The organism is Chitinibacter bivalviorum, assembly GCF_013403565.1.
GTDB lineage: Bacteria > Pseudomonadota > Gammaproteobacteria > Burkholderiales > Chitinibacteraceae > Chitinibacter > Chitinibacter bivalviorum.
In genome coordinates, this window is the sequence record NZ_CP058627.1 from 2,138,921 (window position 1) to 2,156,830 (window position 17,910).

Genomic DNA, 17,910 nt, shown 5'->3' on the forward strand with positions numbered 1-17,910 from the left:
CATTTAGCACTCAAGAGCAAAGAGTGCTAAAAGCCCTGAGCTCCACTCAAATTCTGTACGAAGATCGTTTTTACTTAGGAGTTTTAACACCATGAAAATCCGTCCATTGCATGACCGTGTTGTGATCAAGCGCGTTGAAGCCGAAGAAAAAACTGCATCTGGCATTTTGCTGGCAGGCAGCGCAGCAGAAAAACCAGACATGGGTGAAGTGATTGCAGTTGGTGCCGGTAAAGTACTGGAAAATGGCAGCGTTCAAGCCCTGACGGTTAAAGTTGGCGACAAAGTATTGCTCGGTAAATACGCACAAAGCGTGAAAATCGACGGCGAAGAATTGGTCGTTGTACGCGAAGAAGAAATTTTCGCGATTGTTGAATAAGACCTTGAGTAATTCCTAGATTTCGGTGGTTTGAGTGCTGGTCACACCAGCCCTGCCACACCAGATGAATAAATTGGAGAATTAAGAAATGGCTGCAAAAGAAGTTCTGTTTGGCGATAGCGCCCGCGCAAAAATGGTAAACGGCGTTAATGTATTGGCTAACGCGGTTAAAGTAACTTTGGGCCCTAAAGGTCGCAACGTGGTACTGGAGCGCTCTTTTGGCGCGCCAACAATCACTAAAGACGGCGTGTCTGTTGCTAAAGAAATCGAATTGAAAGACAAATTCGAAAACATGGGCGCGCAAATGGTGAAAGAAGTTGCATCTAAAACTTCTGACATCGCGGGTGACGGCACGACCACTGCGACTGTATTAGCTCAAGCCATCGTACAAGAAGGCATGAAATACGTTGCAGCGGGCATGAACCCAATGGATCTGAAACGCGGTATCGACAAAGCCGTGGTGACTTTGGTGGGCGAGCTGAAAAACATCTCTAAACCATGCACCACGAGCAAAGAAATCGCTCAGGTTGGCTCGATCTCTGCAAATAGCGATGAAATCATCGGCGAAAAAATCGCTGCGGCAATGGATAAAGTCGGTAAAGAAGGCGTGATCACCGTTGAAGACGGCTCAGGTCTGGAAGATGAGTTGGACGTGGTTGAAGGTATGCAATTTGACCGCGGCTACTTGAGCCCATACTTCATCAACAACCCAGACAAGCAAATCGCTGCGCTGGACAACCCATTCGTGCTGTTGTTCGACAAAAAAATCAGCAACATCCGTGACTTGCTGCCAGTTCTGGAACAAGTGGCAAAAGCCGGTCGTCCATTGCTGATCATCGCTGAAGACGTGGATGGCGAAGCACTGGCTACTTTGGTAGTAAACAACATCCGCGGTATCTTGAAAACGGTTGCAGTGAAAGCCCCAGGCTTTGGCGATCGTCGTAAAGCCATGCTGGAAGACATCGCTATCCTGACCGGCGGCACAGTGATCGCTGAAGAAGTTGGCTTGTCACTCGAAAAAGCGGATCTGAGCCTGCTCGGTCAAGCTAAACGCATCGAAGTGGCCAAAGAAAACACCACCATCATCGATGGCGCTGGCCAAGAAGAAGCCATCAAAACTCGCGTTGCCATGATCCGCAAGCAAGTTGAAGAGTCAACGAGCGACTACGATCGTGAAAAACTGCAAGAGCGCGTCGCTAAATTGGCTGGCGGTGTTGCGGTAATCAAAGTGGGCGCGGCAACTGAAGTTGAAATGAAAGAGAAAAAAGCACGCGTTGAAGACGCGTTGCATGCAACTCGCGCTGCGGTAGAAGAAGGCATTGTTGCAGGCGGCGGCGTAGCCTTGCTGCGTGCTCGCTCGACTATCACTGAATTGAAAGGCGCGAATGCTGATCAAGACGCGGGTATCAAAATTGTATTGCGCGCGATCGAAGCGCCATTGCGTCAGATCGTACAAAACGCGGGCGACGAGCCAAGCGTAGTTGTAGCTAAAGTATTGGAAGGCAAAGGTAACTTCGGTTACAACGCGGCAACTGGCGAATACGGCGACATGGTTGAGATGGGTGTACTCGATCCAGCTAAAGTAACTCGTTCAGCCCTGCAACACGCAGCGTCAGTAGCGGGCTTGCTGTTGACCACCGACTGCATGATTGCTGATCTGCCAAAAGACGATGCACCAGCGATGCCAGATATGGGCGGCATGGGTGGTATGGGCGGCATGATGTAATTTGCCCTAGCGCAAACTCGACGCCACTTGCAATGCAGGTGGCGTTTTTTTTCGCTTGAACTCCTCCCTTACAATCGGTAGAGTAGATCGTCTTTTTTGAAAGTTTCCACTGAGGTTGTTGTGATATCAGCTCTGGCGGCTTTACTTGGCCCCGATACCGACATTTACCCTCATCAACTCGAAGCGCAATACCCAAGGATTTTGGACCAGATTCTGGCTTATTGGGGTAGCGAACATTTAGAGCCCTACATCTCTGAATTAGCCGTTGATGAACGCGGGGATCGCCAAGGCTTTCCTCCTGAAGTCGCGTCTGAGCTATTTAACCTCTACCGCTTTCATTGCGCCCAGCATGCGCCTGCCAGCAAAAATGAACAGGCTTGGGAGCATGTCAAAGAGCTCGGCACAGGCCTGAGTTACGGTGATATTACGGTCAGCAAAGCTGACTTTTTTTCATCGGCCGAGCGCGGCAATACGATGCGGGTGCTGATGTACCTCAAATCGGGCATCGATATTAATAGCTGCGATGAGTATGGCAAAACGCCACTGATCTGGGCTGCGACTTTTTCCCACTTGCCGCTGGTTGGCCTACTGCTATCCAGAAATGCCTCGCCAGAGGCTTGCGATCTGGGCGGTTACACCGCGCTGCACTGGGCGGCGGCCAATGGGCACGAAGAAGCGCTTGAATTACTGCTAGAACACGGAGCTAAGATCGATGCCTGCAGCAAAGTCGGGATTACCCCACTAATGCAGGCCGCCGCACGTGGGCAGCGAGGTACACTGCGCTTATTGCTGGAAGCTGGCGCACAAATCAATCTTGCAGATCAATCTGGCCAGACTGCGTTACTACATTCTTTGAAAAATAGTCACTATCGCGTTACCGAAACCCTGCTGCAACAACGCGCCAGTGTCGATGCGATCGGACCCGAGCAAAAGACGGCGCTGGCCATTGGCCTGGCTCATAGCGACCCAGCCATTAGGCAGCTTTTTACCAAGCACCGCTTTGATATTCACCTGCATTAGCCGCACTATTTTTTCATCAGGCGAATATCACGTCGCGCTTCAGCTTGCACCCAGCGTACCACTTCTTCTTCCGAACCGGGATGCAACGGGCTAATTTCCAAAGGTTTGCCATCGGCACTCATCGCTACCATCGTAAAATAGCAGCTATTGGTGTGGCGCTTGGTTTGCAAGCGAATGTCTTCCGCCACCACGCGGATGCCGATTTCCATCGAAGTGCGCCCGGTGTAATTGACGCTGGCAAGAAAATGGACGAGTTCACCCACATGGATTGGTTGCTTAAAGGTGACTTGATCCACCGACAGTGTGACGGCGTAGGCGCCAGCGTAACGACTCGCACAGGCATAGGCCACTTGATCGAGTTGCTTGAGCAAAGCACCACCATGCACTTTGCCCGAGAAATTCGCCATATCTGGCGTCATCAATACCGTCATTGCCAATTGATGCCGAGGTAAGTCACTCATATACCCTCCAGTGGTATTTTGCTATCCATCATATTATTGATATCTTTCGGGGCAATACCAATAAAAAACGGGGCTAAGCCCCGTTTTAACCACACGATGATGCCAATCATCATACGCCGGCGTTATGCGCCTGCTGATCTGCATGATAGCTAGAACGGACCATCGCGCCGACTGCAGCATGCTTAAAGCCCAGCTCATACGCGCGTTTTTCGAAGGCCTTAAATTGATCTGGATGCACATAGCGCAGTACGGGCAAGTGGCCGTTTGAAGGCTGCAAGTACTGACCAATCGTGATCATATCGATATCGTGCGCGCGCATGTCTTCCATCACTTGGTAGACTTCTTCATCCGTCTCGCCCAAGCCCACCATAATACCGGACTTCGTATTTACATGCGGGTACAGACGTTTGAATTCTTTCAGCAAATCCAGCGAGTGTTGATAATCCGAACCGGGTCGTGCTTGCTTGTAGAGGCGTGGCGCAGTTTCCAGATTGTGGTTCATTACATCCGGTAAAGCCTGCTGGAAAATATCGAGCGCAATATCCATCCGGCCACGGAAATCGGGCACCAGCACCTCGATTTGCGTCTCGGGACTTAGTTCGCGAGTTTTCTGAATGCATTCAACAAAGTGAGCAGCACCGCCGTCGCGCAAATCGTCACGATCAACCGAGGTAATCACGACGTATTTCAGTTTCAGCGCCGCAATCGTTTCGCCCAGATGGCGCGGTTCGTTTTCATCCAGTGGATTTGGGCGGCCATGGCCCACATCACAGAATGGACAACGACGGGTACAGATGTCGCCCATAATCATGAACGTCGCAGTTCCCTTGCCAAAACACTCGCCGATATTCGGGCAAGAGGCTTCTTCGCACACGGTATGCAGCTTTTGCTCACGCAGAATTTCTTTAATCTCGTAGAAGCGGCTGTTATGACTGGCGGCTTGCACGCGGATCCATTCTGGCTTTTTCAGCTTGGTTTCCAGTTGCACCACTTTGATCGGAATACGTGCGGTTTTGGCTTCACCTTTCAGTTTGACGCCGACTTCTTTCGCTGGTGCTTTAGTTTGTTCTGTCATGGTGTTCCCAATAACCGCATAGTTAATACGGTTAAAGCTTTGATTAGTTTACGACTTTGAGTTGTCGGGCAATATGGTCGGCCATTTTAACGGCTAAACTCGCGGGTGTCTCGCTGATTCCGAAATCAGCCATCCGTGTTACTTGCAAACCTTGATAACCACAGGGGTTAATCAAGTTAAATGGCGCCAAATCCATGCTGACATTGAGCGCCAAACCGTGATAGCAGCAACCATTCCGAATCCGCAATCCCAAGCTGGCAATTTTCGACTCGGTATATTCGTCTTTCACATACACACCGGGCGCATCAACTTTACCGTAGGCGCTAATCCCATGCTCAGCCAGAATACCGATCACACTGTTTTCCAGTTTACGCACCAGATCACGCACACCCAGTTTATGGCGGCGTAAGTCCAGCAACAGATAAGCCACCAGCTGGCCGGGGCCGTGATAAGTCACCTGACCACCGCGATCAATCTGTACCACTGGAATATCACTACTGGCCAGAATGTGCTCGGCTTTCCCCGCCTGGCCTTGGGTAAAGACCGGCGGGTGTTCAAGCAGCCAGAGTTCATCCACCGTCTCGGCGTTTCGCTCCGCAGTGAAACGTTGCATCGCTTGCCAAGTTGGCTCGTAATCCATTTGCCCCAATTGGCGCACGCGCAACACATGCTCAAACGGCTCAATGGGTATATCTATGAAATCAAATTCAGAAATAGTCTGCAGCGCAATACCATGCAGGGTATCTTCAATAACGCCCATTACAGAACTCGCAACACCAGCGGATGAGCCCGCAGCGCTGCATCCAGTGCGTAGACCTGATCAACATGCTCAAACGTCACCATCAAAGTCGCCGACAAGTAGCTGCCCGCGCTCGAAGCTCGGATCGTGATGTGTTCTTCCAGAAACACCGGCATCAGTTCACGCGTCACTAGCAAAACCGCTTCACGAAATTCGTGCTCGGCGATATTTTTTTGGCTGACCGCTTTGACAGGAATCAGTGCCGGAAAAGTCACCAGATCTTCGAGCTTTTGGTTAGGAATATCGATTAAAGCCATTGTTACTCCTCGCCCCGGCGCATCACCGTGGCTTTGTAATTTTGATAAAACGAAATCATTGCTTGGTAGATGGGGCCAGGAACGCCTTTTCCTACTACCCGTCCATCTAATTGGACAATCGGTAAAATCTCTTTTGACGACGAGGTCAGCCAGACCTCATCGGCATTGCGCAACATGGCCTCACTCACCTCACCCAAGACCAAAGGCAATCCATGGCTTTGGGCCAGCTCGATGACCAGCTCGTAGGTAATGCCAGCGAGCATATGCTCGCCAGTTTGCGGGGCATAAATCACGCCTTGCTGCACAATAAAAATATTGCTCGCCGCGCCTTCAATCATCAGACCATCGCGCAGCATAATCGTCTCGGCGGCACCAGCCTCTACCGCCTGTTGCTTGGCCAGCACATTGGCCAGCAGCGAAATCGCTTTGATGTCACAGCGTTGCCAGCGCAGATCGCGCGTCGTTACCGCAGCAACACCCAGCTCGTAGGCACGCGCTGGCGGTAGCTCCAAGGGGTCGGCCAAAGCAAATACAGTCGGAACTGTTTCACCCGCTGGAAATGCATGATTCCGCGGATAAGCCACACCCCTGGTGACCTGCACATACACGGATTGATCAGCAAAGCTTTGCTTGGCGACCAGATCAAGCACCAAGGCACGCCATTGCGCTTGCGTATATGGATTGCACAGCTGAATCGCGGCCAAACTATTGGTCAAACGAGCCAAATGCTCATCGAGTCGAAATGGCCGGCGTGAGTACACCGGGATCATTTCATACACCCCATCGCCAAACAAAAATCCGCGATCCATCACGGAGATATTCAGTTCGTTCAATGGCGCAAATTGGCCATTTAAATAAGCAATTAGTTGCGGTATGGGCATGCTCAGCACTCCAGTGGCAGTATTTTACTCTTTTGCTCGCTTTGCGGGCAGCGAAAAGCTTTCCTCATCACGACTATTGGCAAGCATCGTCGTTCGCGCCTATACTGAGCAGGCACTTTCAAACGACTGTTTTAATGGAGTTGTCATGACCGATTTAGCCCAACGCTTTCAAGTTGCTCAAAATGAAGTTGTCGAGCTTAATGAAGCACCCGATGTTCAAACCAAGCTGAAATTGTATGCCATGTTCAAACAAGCCAGCGAAGGTGACGTACAGGGCGAGCGCCCTTCTGCCATTCAATTTGTGGCCCAAGCCAAATACGACGCCTGGACCAAACTGGCCGGGCAAAGCAAAGAACAAGCCATGCAAGACTATGTCAATCTGGTAGAACAACTCAAAGCCAACGATGAATAATCGCTCAGCGCCAAAATACAAAAGCCACATTGAATGTGGCTTTTTTCGTTTAATAACTTGGCACGCTAATATCTGGCAATGTTAATTGCTTTTGCTCCATTAACAGCTTTTTGAAAGGCTCGGCCTGAATCGGCTTGCTAAACAAAAAGCCTTGAATCGAATCGGTCTCGCCCCGACACAAAAACTCCAACTGCGCCTCGGTTTCAACACCTTCGGCGAGTACCGACATACCCAGTGTTTTACCCAGCCCGATAATCGCCAATACAATCGCGGCATCATTGGGGTCTGAGCTGATATCACGCACAAAGCTCTGGTCCACTTTGAGTTTATCAAACGCAAAACGTTTCAAATATGAAAGGCTGGAATACCCGGTACCAAAATCATCGAGCGATAATTTAACCCCGAGCTGCTTAATACCGTGCAACATGGTCATCACGTGCTCGACTTCCTGCATCACAACCGACTCAGTGACTTCTAGCTCAAGATATTTGGCATCCAAGCCAGCAATATCGAGCGCTTCTTGGATCAACTCCAGCAAATTAGCTTGATGCAATTGCAGTGGAGAGAGATTCACTGCGACGGTAATGGGCGGCAGGCCATCGCGTTGCCATTGTGCGGCCAATTCGCAGGAGCGGCGCAACACCCAGTTGCCGAGCGGTACAATCATGCGAGACTCTTCGGCAATCGGGATAAATTTGCCCGGCGGAATCAGCCCTTGCTCAGGGTGATTCCAGCGCACCAAAGCTTCGGCACCGATGATTTTGCCGTGACTCAAACTCACTTGAGGCTGGAAATACACCTCAAACTCACCGCGCGAAAGTGCATCACGCATATTGGCTTCAATACTGAGGCGCTCGGATGCCCGCGCATTCATGTCTGCGGTGAAAAACTGATAATTATTACGGCCATTATTTTTGGCCTGATACATCGCCACATCGGCATTTTTGATCAGCTCATCGGCATCTTGACCATCATCGGGGTACACACTGATCCCGATCGAAGTCGAAGTGGCAAAATTGCCCGCCTCTAAATGAAATGCCTCACCAAAAGAGGACAAAATGCGATCCGCAACATCACCAGCGACCAGCACATTAGGCAAATCAGCCAGCACCAGTACAAATTCATCACCACCTAGGCGAGATAAAATATCTTGTTTGCCGACAATACTGCGTAAACGCGACGCTACCTGCGCCAGCACCATATCGCCAGCGGCATGACCCAACGAGTCATTAATGGTTTTGAAGCGATCCAGATCGAGAAATAGCAGCGCTAATTTGCGCTTATAACGCTCGGCCGAGGCCAAAGCCAGACGCAGCTCATCGCGTAATAAATTACGATTGGCCAAGCCCGTTACCGTATCGAAATTGGCCAACTCGGTGATTTTGTCTTGGGCTTCTTTGCGCTCGGTAATATCAGTCATCGTACCGATCAGGCGGCTTGGTTTGCCGCGCGAATCAAAATCGACAAACTTACCACGCGTCTGAAACCACAAATACTCGCCTGATTTAACCCGACGTCTGAAATCCACCGCAAATTGCGCCGAATTACCAACGTAATAATCGCGATAAGCCGACACCGCTTGCTCTCGATCGGTGGGATGCAGTTGTTCTTTCCACTTCTCAAACGTCTCGATCAGCTCACCGGGTTGATAGCCGAGCAATTTATCGTACTCAGGGCTAGTAACCGCCGTGCGGCGGCCATCAAGTGGCATATCAAACAGGCCTGTACTGGAGGCTTCGAGTGCCAAGCGCAATTGTTGCTCAGATTTAACGATGGCCTCTTCCGCCATACGCCGCTCGGAAATATCCCTGACAACGGCACAGTTATATTCCTGCCCTTTGAACAAAATGTAGTTGGAATACACTTCACTCGGGAATTCTTCCCCTGTGCGGGTGCGCAAAGTAATTTCGTCAAACAAATGACGATGATGGCGTAGACGCTGCCAAAATTTGGGCCAGGTTTCCGCTTTGAAGTTTGGGTTAATATCGCGAAAGCGCATTCCCAGTAAATCGCGTTCACCATAGCCTAGGCGCTTGCAACTCGTTGCATTAACGTAGCGAATATGACCTTGCGGGTCGAGCCACACCGCCATATCCGCGCCATTTTCAACCGCAACCTTGGTCAAATACAAATCCGCCTCGGTGCGCTCTAAACGGTGTAGTTGCTGTAACACGTAGAGCAATAAGCCCGCACCCGATAACAATAGCAATAAAGCGATGGCCACATTGACCATGGTTTCTTGCCGCCAAGGCGCCAGCACCAATTCGCGATCGATCCCGACTGAAACCCCCATCGGCCAGCCCTGTACACGCCGCCAGCCAAAAATACGCGTTACCTGATCGCTTTTACTGGTTTCGTAAAATACGCCGCTCGGGGTGTCGCGAAACACCTTGTCAAAAAAATCACGCTGCGAAATATCGCGCCCGATTTCTTCTTTAGCGACAGGAAAACGCACTAGCGAAATACCATCATCGCGGAATAATCGAATCACCAGACCGCGATTAAGATTGATCGAGTCATAAAATTGCTGGTAATAATCGGGATCAAGCCCCGCAATCAGCACGCCGGTAAATTTAGTTTGTTTATCAATCAGCCCAGTGGTAAATGGGATCGTATCGCGCATTCCGGTCGGATCGGGCTGCTGCTCGCCGATGTAATACGGTGACTGCGGGCGTGAACGTGTGGCACGGAAATATTGCAGGCTCGATAAATTATGCGGTGATACAGGATGCTGCAAATTGGAGGCGGCCAACTCACCATCGGGATACGCAAGCGCAATCGAATTCATTTGCGGATAGCGCGCCACGGTGCGCTGCATATAGGCATGCAGACAGGCGGCGTCTTTGGCGGCGACGCAGGAGTTAAACACCTCATCGCGCTCAATGCTATTGAGTGAGGATAAAGTCCCCTCCATCGTGCGGCCTACGTGCTCTTCCATCGTGCGGGCCAGCAGCAGCATTTCTTGCTCGGACTTCGCCAAGGTCTCGGAGCGACTACGCCAAATCGACTGGGCAAGAATCGCCAGTGCAATAAAACACACGCACAAAGACAAAATGACCAGCACTTTGCGGATACGACCGAATGAATATCCGGTTTCCTCCACCTGCTGGTTCAAACGATTACGAGGCACAGAGTGATTTCTCTTTTTATCAGCACAAGGACAAAGACGGCAAATGTACTCTCATTTTTATGACAAAGCGCCCTGATTGCAAGTAATGCGCTTAATTCGTCGCAAAACCAATCGCGATTTTTAATAAATGCCTTTATTTTAAGCAATGCAGTTGCAACATGCCCCAAGCGATTGCCGATCTATATAATCAGTTACTCATACAGGGCTCAATGAATATGAATTTTAATCTCTGGCTTATTTTTTTAGCGACCACATTATTTATCTCGGCGACCCCCGGCCCCAATATGCTGTTAATGCTAAGCCACGGTGTGCGTTATGGCTGGCAAGCCACTTTAGCCACGATGGCGGGCGCGATTACGGGTTTGGCCATTTTGATTGGGCTTTCAGCCCTTGGGGTCGGCGCTATTTTGGCGGCTTCAGTGACTTTATTTACCGCGCTGAAAATTGTCGGCGGGCTGTATCTGGTCTATTTGGGGGTGCAATGCTGGCGCGCAGGCGACACTTTGCGCTTGCCCACTCGTGAAGCCGATAGCGCCAAAGCCCGTTACCAGACGGGTCTGGCGGTGGCCTTATCCAACCCCAAAGCGATTTTATTTGCTGGCGCATTTTTACCGCAATTTATTGACCTTAATTTACCGCAAGGGATGCAGTGGGCTATTTTGCTCAGCTCATTTTTTGTGATCGAAGTGAGCTGGCAAATCGCCTACGCTTGGGGTGGTAATCGTCTGGCGCACTGGCTACAAGGCGCGGGGCGTATTCGCTTTTTTAATCGCAGCTGCGGTGCGGCATTCTGGCTAGTGGGTGGTATGCTGGCCTTTGCGCGTAAATAGATCCAGATACATACCCCACGTATTGCCATGAAGATATTAATTTTAAATACACCCAAAGCAATACCCAACAATAAAAAAGACCGCCGCAGCGGTCTTTTTTATTTGGTCACAGATGTTTATGCCGCAGCTTTTTTACGGCGACGGCCAAGCCATTGCACGAAGTCATCCACAAATGTGAATACCACGGGCACGACGAGCAAGGACAGGAAAGTCGAGGTAATCAAGCCACCAATCACAGCAATCGCCATTGGTGCGCGGAAACTGGCATCCACGCCCCAACCAATAGCAATCGGCAACATCCCCGCGCCCATCGCAATGGTCGTCATCACAATTGGCCGCGCCCGTTTACGACCGGCATCCATCAGCGCCTCAAAGCGGCTCATACCTTCACGACGCGCCACAATCGCGTATTCCACCAGCAAGATCGAGTTTTTGGTCGCAATCCCCATCAACATAATCAAGCCAATCAACGATGGCATCGCAAATGCACTATTGGCCACCAGCAGCGCGACAAACGCACCACCAATCGACAAGGGCAGTGCTGCCAAAATCGTCACCGGCTGCATAAAGTCGCGGAACAGCAGCACCAGCACCATATAGATACACAGCACCCCCGTCAGCATCGCCAAGCCAAAGCTGGCAAACAATTTGCCCATTTCCTCGGCGTCACCAAACTCGGCGCGCGTTACACCAGCGGGTAGATTTTTGAACGCGGGCAATTGCGCCACTTCCGCGCTCACATCACCCAAGGGGCGACCATTGAGCTCGACGTCAAAAATCACATTACGCGCTCTGTCGTAGCGACTAATCAGGCTAGGGCCACTCGAAATTTCCACATCGGCCACTTGGCCCAACATCACCTCACCGCCATTGCTCGCTGGTACGCGCAAACGCTTGATTTGCTCCAGATCGCTGCGGAATGAATCAGGCAAGCGCACCACGACGGGCACTTGGCGCTCGGGCAGATTGAGCTTGGCCAGCGCGGTATCAAAATCACCCACTGTCGCCACCCGCACCGTATCGGCAATCGCCAGCGAGGTCACGCCCATATCAGCTGCTTTAGCCATATCAGGGCGAATAATCAGCTCTGGGCGAACAAGACTGGCGCTGGATGTCACCGCACCAATCCCAGGCAAAGTGCGCAAGTCTTTTTCAGCATTCGCTGCGGCCAGCGCCAGTGCTTCAGGATCATCCGATTTGATAATCATCTGCAGCTTTTCGCCCGACTGCCCCAAGCCCACGGTCACGCGTGCGCCCGGCAAGACCGCCAAAGCATCGCGAATACTTTTCTCGATCACCGTTTTTTTCACCGGACGCTCTTCACGCGCCGCCAAGGTCAACGTCAGATTGGCCTTGTTCACGCCGCTGCTGCCGCCAGCAAACGGATCAGCCCCTGCTTTACCATCGCCAACCGCAGTGTAGATGCGGGTAATGTATTTCTGCTTTTCCAAAATATGGCGCGCCTGCTCGGCTACCGCAAACGTGTCTTTCAGCGTTGCGCCCGGTGGCAACTCGATTTTGACCAAGGTTTGCGATCGATCATCGGCCGGAACAAAGCCTTTGGGCAGTAAAGGCACCAAAGCGAGCGAGCCGATAAAAAACAAAATCGAAAATAGCGCGGTTAATTTACGGTGATTTAAGCACCATTCGGCCAAGCGCAAATACGCTTTCATCACGCGGCCTTCAGTTTCCTGATGCACTATCGGCTTGAGCAAATACGCCGCCATCATTGGCGTGAGCAATCGCGCCACCACCAAGGACGCCATCACCGCCAGCGCCGCGGTCCAGCCAAACGAGATAAAGAATTTACCCGGAATACCGCCCATAAAGGCCGTTGGCAAGAATACCGCCACCAAGGCAAACGTCGTTGCGACCACCGCCAAGCCAATTTCATCGGCGGCCTCCATCGCGGCTTGATACGGCGTTTTGCCCATCCGCAAATGGCGAACGATATTTTCAATCTCAACAATCGCATCGTCGACCAAAATCCCGACCACCAAGGCCAGTGACAGCAAGGTCACGGTATTGAGTGTAAAGCCCATCAAATACATACCGATAAAGGTCGGCAACACAGACAAAGGCAAGGCGGCAGCGGACACCAAAGTCGCACGCCAGTCGCGCAAGAAGAACCACACCACGATCACGGCCAGCAGCGCGCCTTCGTACAACAAGCCCATCGAGCCATCAAAGCCTTCTTGCACTGGCTCTGCCATGTCGTAAGCACTGGTGATTTCCAGTGCCGGATGTTCGGCTTTGAGCTTGGCCAAAGCCTTCATCACTTCCGCTTTAACGGCCGTTTCACTTGCACCACGCGAACGGGTGATTTCAAAACCCACCACCGGTTTGCCATCGAGCTGCGCAATCGAGCGGCGCTCGGCGACGGTATCTTCGATGGTGGCAATTTGATCAAGGCGCACTCGGCGACCATCGCTGAGCGAGATTTCCATTTTCGCCAGCTCGGCCACGGTTTGTACCGTCGCGATCGTGCGCAAGGCCTGCTCTGAGCCGCCCAAATCAGCACGGCCACCCGAGCCATCTTTTTGCGTGCGCGCCAATTGGCGCGAAACATCGCTGCTACTCACGCCCAAGGACGTCATGCGCTCGGGGTCGAGCTCGATCCGCACTTCGCGCGTGACACCGCCGACGCGGGCGACCTTGCCCACACCGGGTACAGAGCGCACCGCACGGGTGATTTTATTATCTACAAACCAAGACAATTGCTCTTCGTCGAGCTGCTTATCGGCCACCGTGTACACCAGAAACGGCACGCCAGAAAACTCGACTTTGCCAATCACTGGGTCTTTCATATCGGCAGGCAATTCACCGCGCACATTCGACACCGCATCGCGCACATCATCAACCGCATCGCTGATGGGTTTTTCCAGCTCGAATTCAACATTCAAGCTGACCACGCCATCGGTGATATTGCTGTACACATGCTTGACGCCTTGCAGCGCTGACACCGAGTTTTCGAGCTTGCGCGCAACTTCGGTTTCCAGCTGCGCCGGAGCAGCGCCATCGAGTACCGCGGTCACCGTGACCATCGGCAATTCGATGTCTGGGAAATCCTGCACCTTCATTTTGTGAAACGACATCAGCCCCGCCAATGACAGCAACACAAACAGCATAATGGCCGGAATCGGGTTTTTAATCGACCAAGCAGAAAAATTCATCATGAATCCTTCGCGAACATACCAACACAGGTATATCTACAGAGATATTGAATAGTAATGCCTACAGGGCAATACCCATTATTTCGTAACGACACGCACCGTATCGCCATCGGCCAAGAAGCCCGCACCGCTGGCCACCACTTGCGCATCGGGCGCAATGCCTTCGACTTCCATCATGCCTTCAGCCTGACGACCGAGCTTGACGCGCACTTGTTTGACCTTGCTGCCCGACTGCATCACAAACACATTGGCAAAACCGTCGCGCAGCAAAATGGCGCTACCTGGCAAAGTCAGCGCTTTGCCCTGACCTACCGCGATATTGCCTTTGGCAAACATGCCGGGCTTGGCAGCGCCTAGGCCGCTTTCGTCGTTTTTAATATCGACATAAACGATGACATTGCGCGTTTTGGTATCAACCGTCGGCGCAACCTGACGCACTTTACCGCTGAGCACCTTGCCAGTCGGTACTGCCAAGGAGACATCTTGCCCCACTTTAATGCGAGCGCTTTCGCTAGAGGTCACTTCAGCCTGCCATTCCAAACGGCCTTTGCGCACCAGTTTGAATAGCTCTTGCCCGGGCTGGCTCACCGAGCCCAAGGTCGCGGTGCGTGATGAGATCACACCATCATCTGGCGCGACAATGCGTGTTTGATTCATCCGCACGGTTGCGGTGGTCAGCTGCGCTTTGGCGGCCTGTACACGCGCTTGCGCCGTGCGCTCTTGGGTCATGGCCTGCGTAATTTGCTGCGCGCTGAGCGAGCCACTCGTGCCCAGTTGGCGTACACGATTGGCGTTTTCTGTCGCTTCATTGAGCGCGGCTTCCGCTTCGGCCACCGAGGCTTTGGCTTGCGCTAATTCAGCCTGCATCGTTTCATCGTTATAGCGCGCCAATACTTGGCCTTTTTTCACGACATCGCCCACTTGCGCATTCACTTCAATCAAACGCAAACCACCCACTTCGGTGCCAATTTGCGACTCTTGCCACGCCACGACATTGCCGTTGGCCGAAATATTTTGTGCCCATTCCACCGTTTTTGGCTTAATCAGCGACACGGTCAGCACAGGCTTGGCCGGCGCAGCTACGTCAGACTTGCCTTCAGATTTTTTATCTGTCGCCACGGCATAAGTGCCGACACCAGCAACGGCAAAAGCGGCCAATATCGTCACCAGAACTCGGCGGCGGTTTAAATTTGCTGGGATACGATCCAAAAAACGATTCATTACCCTACTCCAATCACGATTTAATTTTGAAAGCCCTGCGCCTGAGCGCGGCTTAATTCGACAGGGATGCTTGCAAAGCCGCTTTGGCTTGCTCGTCGAGCGGCCATTCGCCACCGACGGATTTATACAAAGCAATCCAGTTGGCCAATTGTTCACGCTGCAAAGTCACTAAGCGGGTTTCCGCTGAGAGCAAGAAGCGACGCGACACTTCCAGATCGAGCAAATTGACAGCGCCCGCTTTCCACATGGCCTCGCCCGAAGTCAGCTGTTTGCGATAGCCCGCGACTGAGCGCTGCATCGCTGCGACGCGTTTGGCGCTCGAATCGAGTTTCACCATATTTTCTTCGACTTCACGCACCGCCAAACGCACGCGGTTTTGGTAGCTCGCGACCGCTTGGTCATAACGCGCTTCGGCGGCGTCTTGCTCGGCTTTTAAGCGACCAGCATTAAAAATCGGCAATTTGATCACCGGGCCAAACGACCACGACGAGCCTGATAATTCAAGGCTGCCCGCTCTTTGCTCACCAATACTGATCGCGCCAAACAGGCTCAACGATGGCAAACGCGCCACTTCAGCCACGCCCACATCGGAGGCGGCCAGCCGCACTTGATCGGCCTGCACGCGGATATCTGGGCGCTGGGTAATCACTTCAATTGGCAAAGATTGCACGGTAAAGCCGACAGGCTGGGGCATGGCCGCTGGCTCGGAAGCCAAAATCTGCCGCACGGCAGCTTCATTCATCCCGGTGATCGCCACCAAAGCTTTCACCGCCAAGGCTTGGCCTTCTTGCATGGAGACCAAATCGGCGCTGGCGTCGGCGCTACTAGCGTCGAGCAAAGCGACATCAACGGGGCTAGCTAAACCAACGCGCTCTTTATCTTGCGTCAGTTGCAGACTGCGATTACGCGATTGCAGATCAAGCGCCACAATATCGACCATCGTTTGATATGCGCGATACATCACGTAGGCATTGGCGACTTCACCCGCGATACTCGCGCGCGCATCGTGCCATTCAGATTGACGGGCAGAAAGCTGCGCCACCAGACCTTGCTCAACCGCGCGAATCCCGCCCCACAGATCGATTTCCCACGATGCATCAAGACCCACGGAGCCATTGTTGGTCACCGAGCCGTTTTTGATCAGATTATTGTCGCTGCGCGTGGCATTGGCCGTCGCGCCCACCGTGGGCCACAAATAGGATTTGGCCGTATTGGCTTTGGCGCGCGCCTCGCGAATCCGCGCCAGCGCCAGATCCAAAGTCGGGTTTTCTAATTGCGCCGCGGCCTGGAGCTTGGCCAGCGCCGGGTCATTCCAAGATTGCCACCAGCTAGCCTGCTCGGCCAATTTTTCCGCCACCGGCGCACTAGCCTGCCAGCTCTTTTCCTTGGGTTCTAACTGGGTCGCCGTGGGTGCGGGCAGATTGACTGCACACCCAGACAACACCCCCGCCAGCATCAGCAAGGTGATCGTTAAACGAAGTCGCATAGCGCTGCGTTCCTCTTTTTTCACTCAGTAAAACCACGCCAATACATCAGCGACGATCGGCGGCGTGGTGCTTATTTTTGCTTTAGTGTGAATTATGCTATATTGACTGAACGGTTCGGTCAATACGCAGTTTAGATATTTTTTGAGACAAGATGATGAATGCAGTCAACGCCACCAGCAAACTTAACGAAAGCAAGCGCCAGCAAATCCTCGACGGTGCTCGTCAGGTTTTTATGGACAACGGCTATGCGGCCGCCAGCATGGAACGCATCGCCAAAACGGCAGGTGTCTCCAAAGGTACGCTGTACAATTATTTTGAAAATAAAGAATCGCTCTTTGTCTGCCTGATTCAAAGCGAATGCGGCAAATCCGAAGAGCTTAGCGCCCCCGTGCGTCAATATAGTGACGCGCCACCCGAACCCATCCTCAATCAAATCGGCCAACAATGGTTGATTGGCCTACTGCAACCGAATCAGCGCGCGCTCTTTCGCATCGTCTTGGCCGAATGCATGCAATTTCCCGAGCTCGGCCAAGCCATCGAGCGCAGCGGCCCGCAATTGGCGATGCAAGGCTTGGGGCAATATCTGGCGCACCTGAACCAGCGCGGCATCCTGCGCATCCCCGACATCGAGCTCGCCACCGAGCAATTTTTCGCCCTGTGCGATGCGGGCATCACGCGAAAAATGCATTTCTCGGTGAGTGAACCAACCGAAGCACAAATCATCGCGCACGTGAAAAGCGCAGTAACGGTGTTTTTGAATGGGTATCGGGTGTAGATACCTAGCAACGTATATCGCCAAGCGCATTTATTAATAAAGCCTTCATGGCAATACCTAGCGGCGTAGGGTGCAATAAGCGGAGCGCATTGCACCATCGGCGGTGGTATTTGCCTGCTACGCAGGCGGTAAATCGGCGGTTTCGCTGGGCAAACTAGAGACTTGTTGTACCTCGATGATTGCTTTGCCTGCTGCGCAGGCGGTAAACCGGCGGTTTCGCCCGCCGGACGAGCAAGGGATGGGTCTTGCCCCACTGCCGCGAAAATAAGCTAATTCTTTCATATTCA

At 52.4% G+C, this 17,910-nt stretch carries 16 protein-coding genes; 6 read left to right on the forward strand and 10 right to left on the reverse strand.

The features are described from left to right. The first annotated feature begins 91 nt into the window (after positions 1-91). The 3 genes from HQ393_RS10105 (at position 92) to HQ393_RS10115 (ending at position 3,122) form a co-directional block, all read left to right on the forward strand. Positions 92-376: a co-chaperone GroES gene (locus tag HQ393_RS10105; protein ID WP_157314216.1), complete on the forward strand. Its 285-nt coding sequence runs from the start codon at positions 92-94 to the stop codon at positions 374-376. An 88-nt stretch (positions 377-464) separates the two neighbouring features. Beyond that, positions 465-2,102 carry a chaperonin GroEL gene (gene groL, locus HQ393_RS10110; RefSeq protein WP_179355079.1) on the forward strand — a complete coding sequence of 546 codons (1,638 nt, stop codon included), beginning with the start codon at positions 465-467 and terminating at the stop codon, positions 2,100-2,102. A 120-nt stretch (positions 2,103-2,222) separates the two neighbouring features. Continuing rightward, positions 2,223-3,122, forward strand: a complete 900-nt coding sequence (locus tag HQ393_RS10115) for an ankyrin repeat domain-containing protein (RefSeq protein WP_179355080.1) — start codon at positions 2,223-2,225, stop codon at positions 3,120-3,122. 5 nt (positions 3,123-3,127) lie between these two features. Here the strand turns inward: HQ393_RS10115 and HQ393_RS10120 are convergent, their stop codons facing one another. From HQ393_RS10120 to HQ393_RS10140, 5 genes are all read right to left on the reverse strand, one after another. Beyond that, positions 3,128-3,583 (reverse strand): acyl-CoA thioesterase, encoded by a 456-nt coding sequence (locus tag HQ393_RS10120; protein ID WP_179355081.1) that lies wholly within the window; start codon positions 3,581-3,583, stop codon positions 3,128-3,130. Between the two features lie 109 nt (positions 3,584-3,692). Further along, on the reverse strand, positions 3,693-4,658 hold the full coding sequence (gene lipA, locus HQ393_RS10125) for a lipoyl synthase (RefSeq protein ID WP_179355082.1): 966 nt from the start codon (positions 4,656-4,658) through the stop codon (positions 3,693-3,695). 43 nt (positions 4,659-4,701) lie between these two features. Further along, the gene (gene lipB, locus HQ393_RS10130) at positions 4,702-5,322 is read right to left on the reverse strand and encodes a lipoyl(octanoyl) transferase LipB (RefSeq protein ID WP_218871420.1); all 621 of its coding nucleotides are present in this window, start codon (positions 5,320-5,322) and stop codon (positions 4,702-4,704) included. 95 nt (positions 5,323-5,417) lie between these two features. Further along, positions 5,418-5,714 carry a YbeD family protein gene (locus HQ393_RS10135; RefSeq protein ID WP_179355084.1) on the reverse strand — a complete coding sequence of 99 codons (297 nt, stop codon included), beginning with the start codon at positions 5,712-5,714 and terminating at the stop codon, positions 5,418-5,420. 2 nt (positions 5,715-5,716) lie between these two features. After that, the gene (locus tag HQ393_RS10140; protein ID WP_179355085.1) at positions 5,717-6,595 is read right to left on the reverse strand and encodes a D-amino acid aminotransferase; all 879 of its coding nucleotides are present in this window, start codon (positions 6,593-6,595) and stop codon (positions 5,717-5,719) included. A gap of 145 nt (positions 6,596-6,740) precedes the next feature. Here HQ393_RS10140 and HQ393_RS10145 point away from each other — a divergent pair, with 145 nt between their 5' ends. Beyond that, on the forward strand, positions 6,741-7,007 hold the full coding sequence (locus tag HQ393_RS10145; protein WP_179355086.1) for an acyl-CoA-binding protein: 267 nt from the start codon (positions 6,741-6,743) through the stop codon (positions 7,005-7,007). 49 nt (positions 7,008-7,056) lie between these two features. Here the strand turns inward: HQ393_RS10145 and HQ393_RS10150 are convergent, their stop codons facing one another. Then, the gene (locus HQ393_RS10150) at positions 7,057-10,137 is read right to left on the reverse strand and encodes a bifunctional diguanylate cyclase/phosphodiesterase (protein WP_179355087.1); all 3,081 of its coding nucleotides are present in this window, start codon (positions 10,135-10,137) and stop codon (positions 7,057-7,059) included. Positions 10,138-10,295: 158 nt separating this feature from the next. Between HQ393_RS10150 and HQ393_RS10155 the strand changes: the two genes are divergently transcribed. Next, positions 10,296-10,967, forward strand: a complete 672-nt coding sequence (locus tag HQ393_RS10155; RefSeq protein WP_246307876.1) for a LysE family translocator — start codon at positions 10,296-10,298, stop codon at positions 10,965-10,967. 116 nt (positions 10,968-11,083) lie between these two features. On the opposite strand, the gene HQ393_RS10160 is transcribed toward HQ393_RS10155, so the two are convergent. The 3 genes from HQ393_RS10160 to HQ393_RS10170 all read right to left on the reverse strand — a co-directional run bounded on the left by HQ393_RS10160 (position 11,084) and on the right by HQ393_RS10170 (position 16,847). Continuing rightward, positions 11,084-14,143: an efflux RND transporter permease subunit gene (locus HQ393_RS10160; RefSeq protein WP_246307877.1), complete on the reverse strand. Its 3,060-nt coding sequence runs from the start codon at positions 14,141-14,143 to the stop codon at positions 11,084-11,086. A gap of 75 nt (positions 14,144-14,218) precedes the next feature. Further along, a complete protein-coding gene (locus HQ393_RS10165) occupies positions 14,219-15,361 on the reverse strand; it encodes an efflux RND transporter periplasmic adaptor subunit (protein ID WP_179355088.1) in 1,143 nt (380 codons plus the stop codon). Between the two features lie 52 nt (positions 15,362-15,413). Beyond that, entirely contained in the window at positions 15,414-16,847 is a 1,434-nt protein-coding gene (locus HQ393_RS10170; RefSeq protein WP_179355089.1) for an efflux transporter outer membrane subunit, read from the reverse strand. 152 nt (positions 16,848-16,999) lie between these two features. On the opposite strand from HQ393_RS10170, the gene HQ393_RS10175 reads away from it, so the two are divergent. Then, positions 17,000-17,623: a TetR/AcrR family transcriptional regulator gene (locus HQ393_RS10175; RefSeq protein WP_179355090.1), complete on the forward strand. Its 624-nt coding sequence runs from the start codon at positions 17,000-17,002 to the stop codon at positions 17,621-17,623. A 117-nt stretch (positions 17,624-17,740) separates the two neighbouring features. Here the strand turns inward: HQ393_RS10175 and HQ393_RS10180 are convergent, their stop codons facing one another. Beyond that, the gene (locus tag HQ393_RS10180; protein ID WP_179355091.1) at positions 17,741-17,905 is read right to left on the reverse strand and encodes a hypothetical protein; all 165 of its coding nucleotides are present in this window, start codon (positions 17,903-17,905) and stop codon (positions 17,741-17,743) included. Positions 17,906-17,910: the final 5 nt, after the last annotated feature.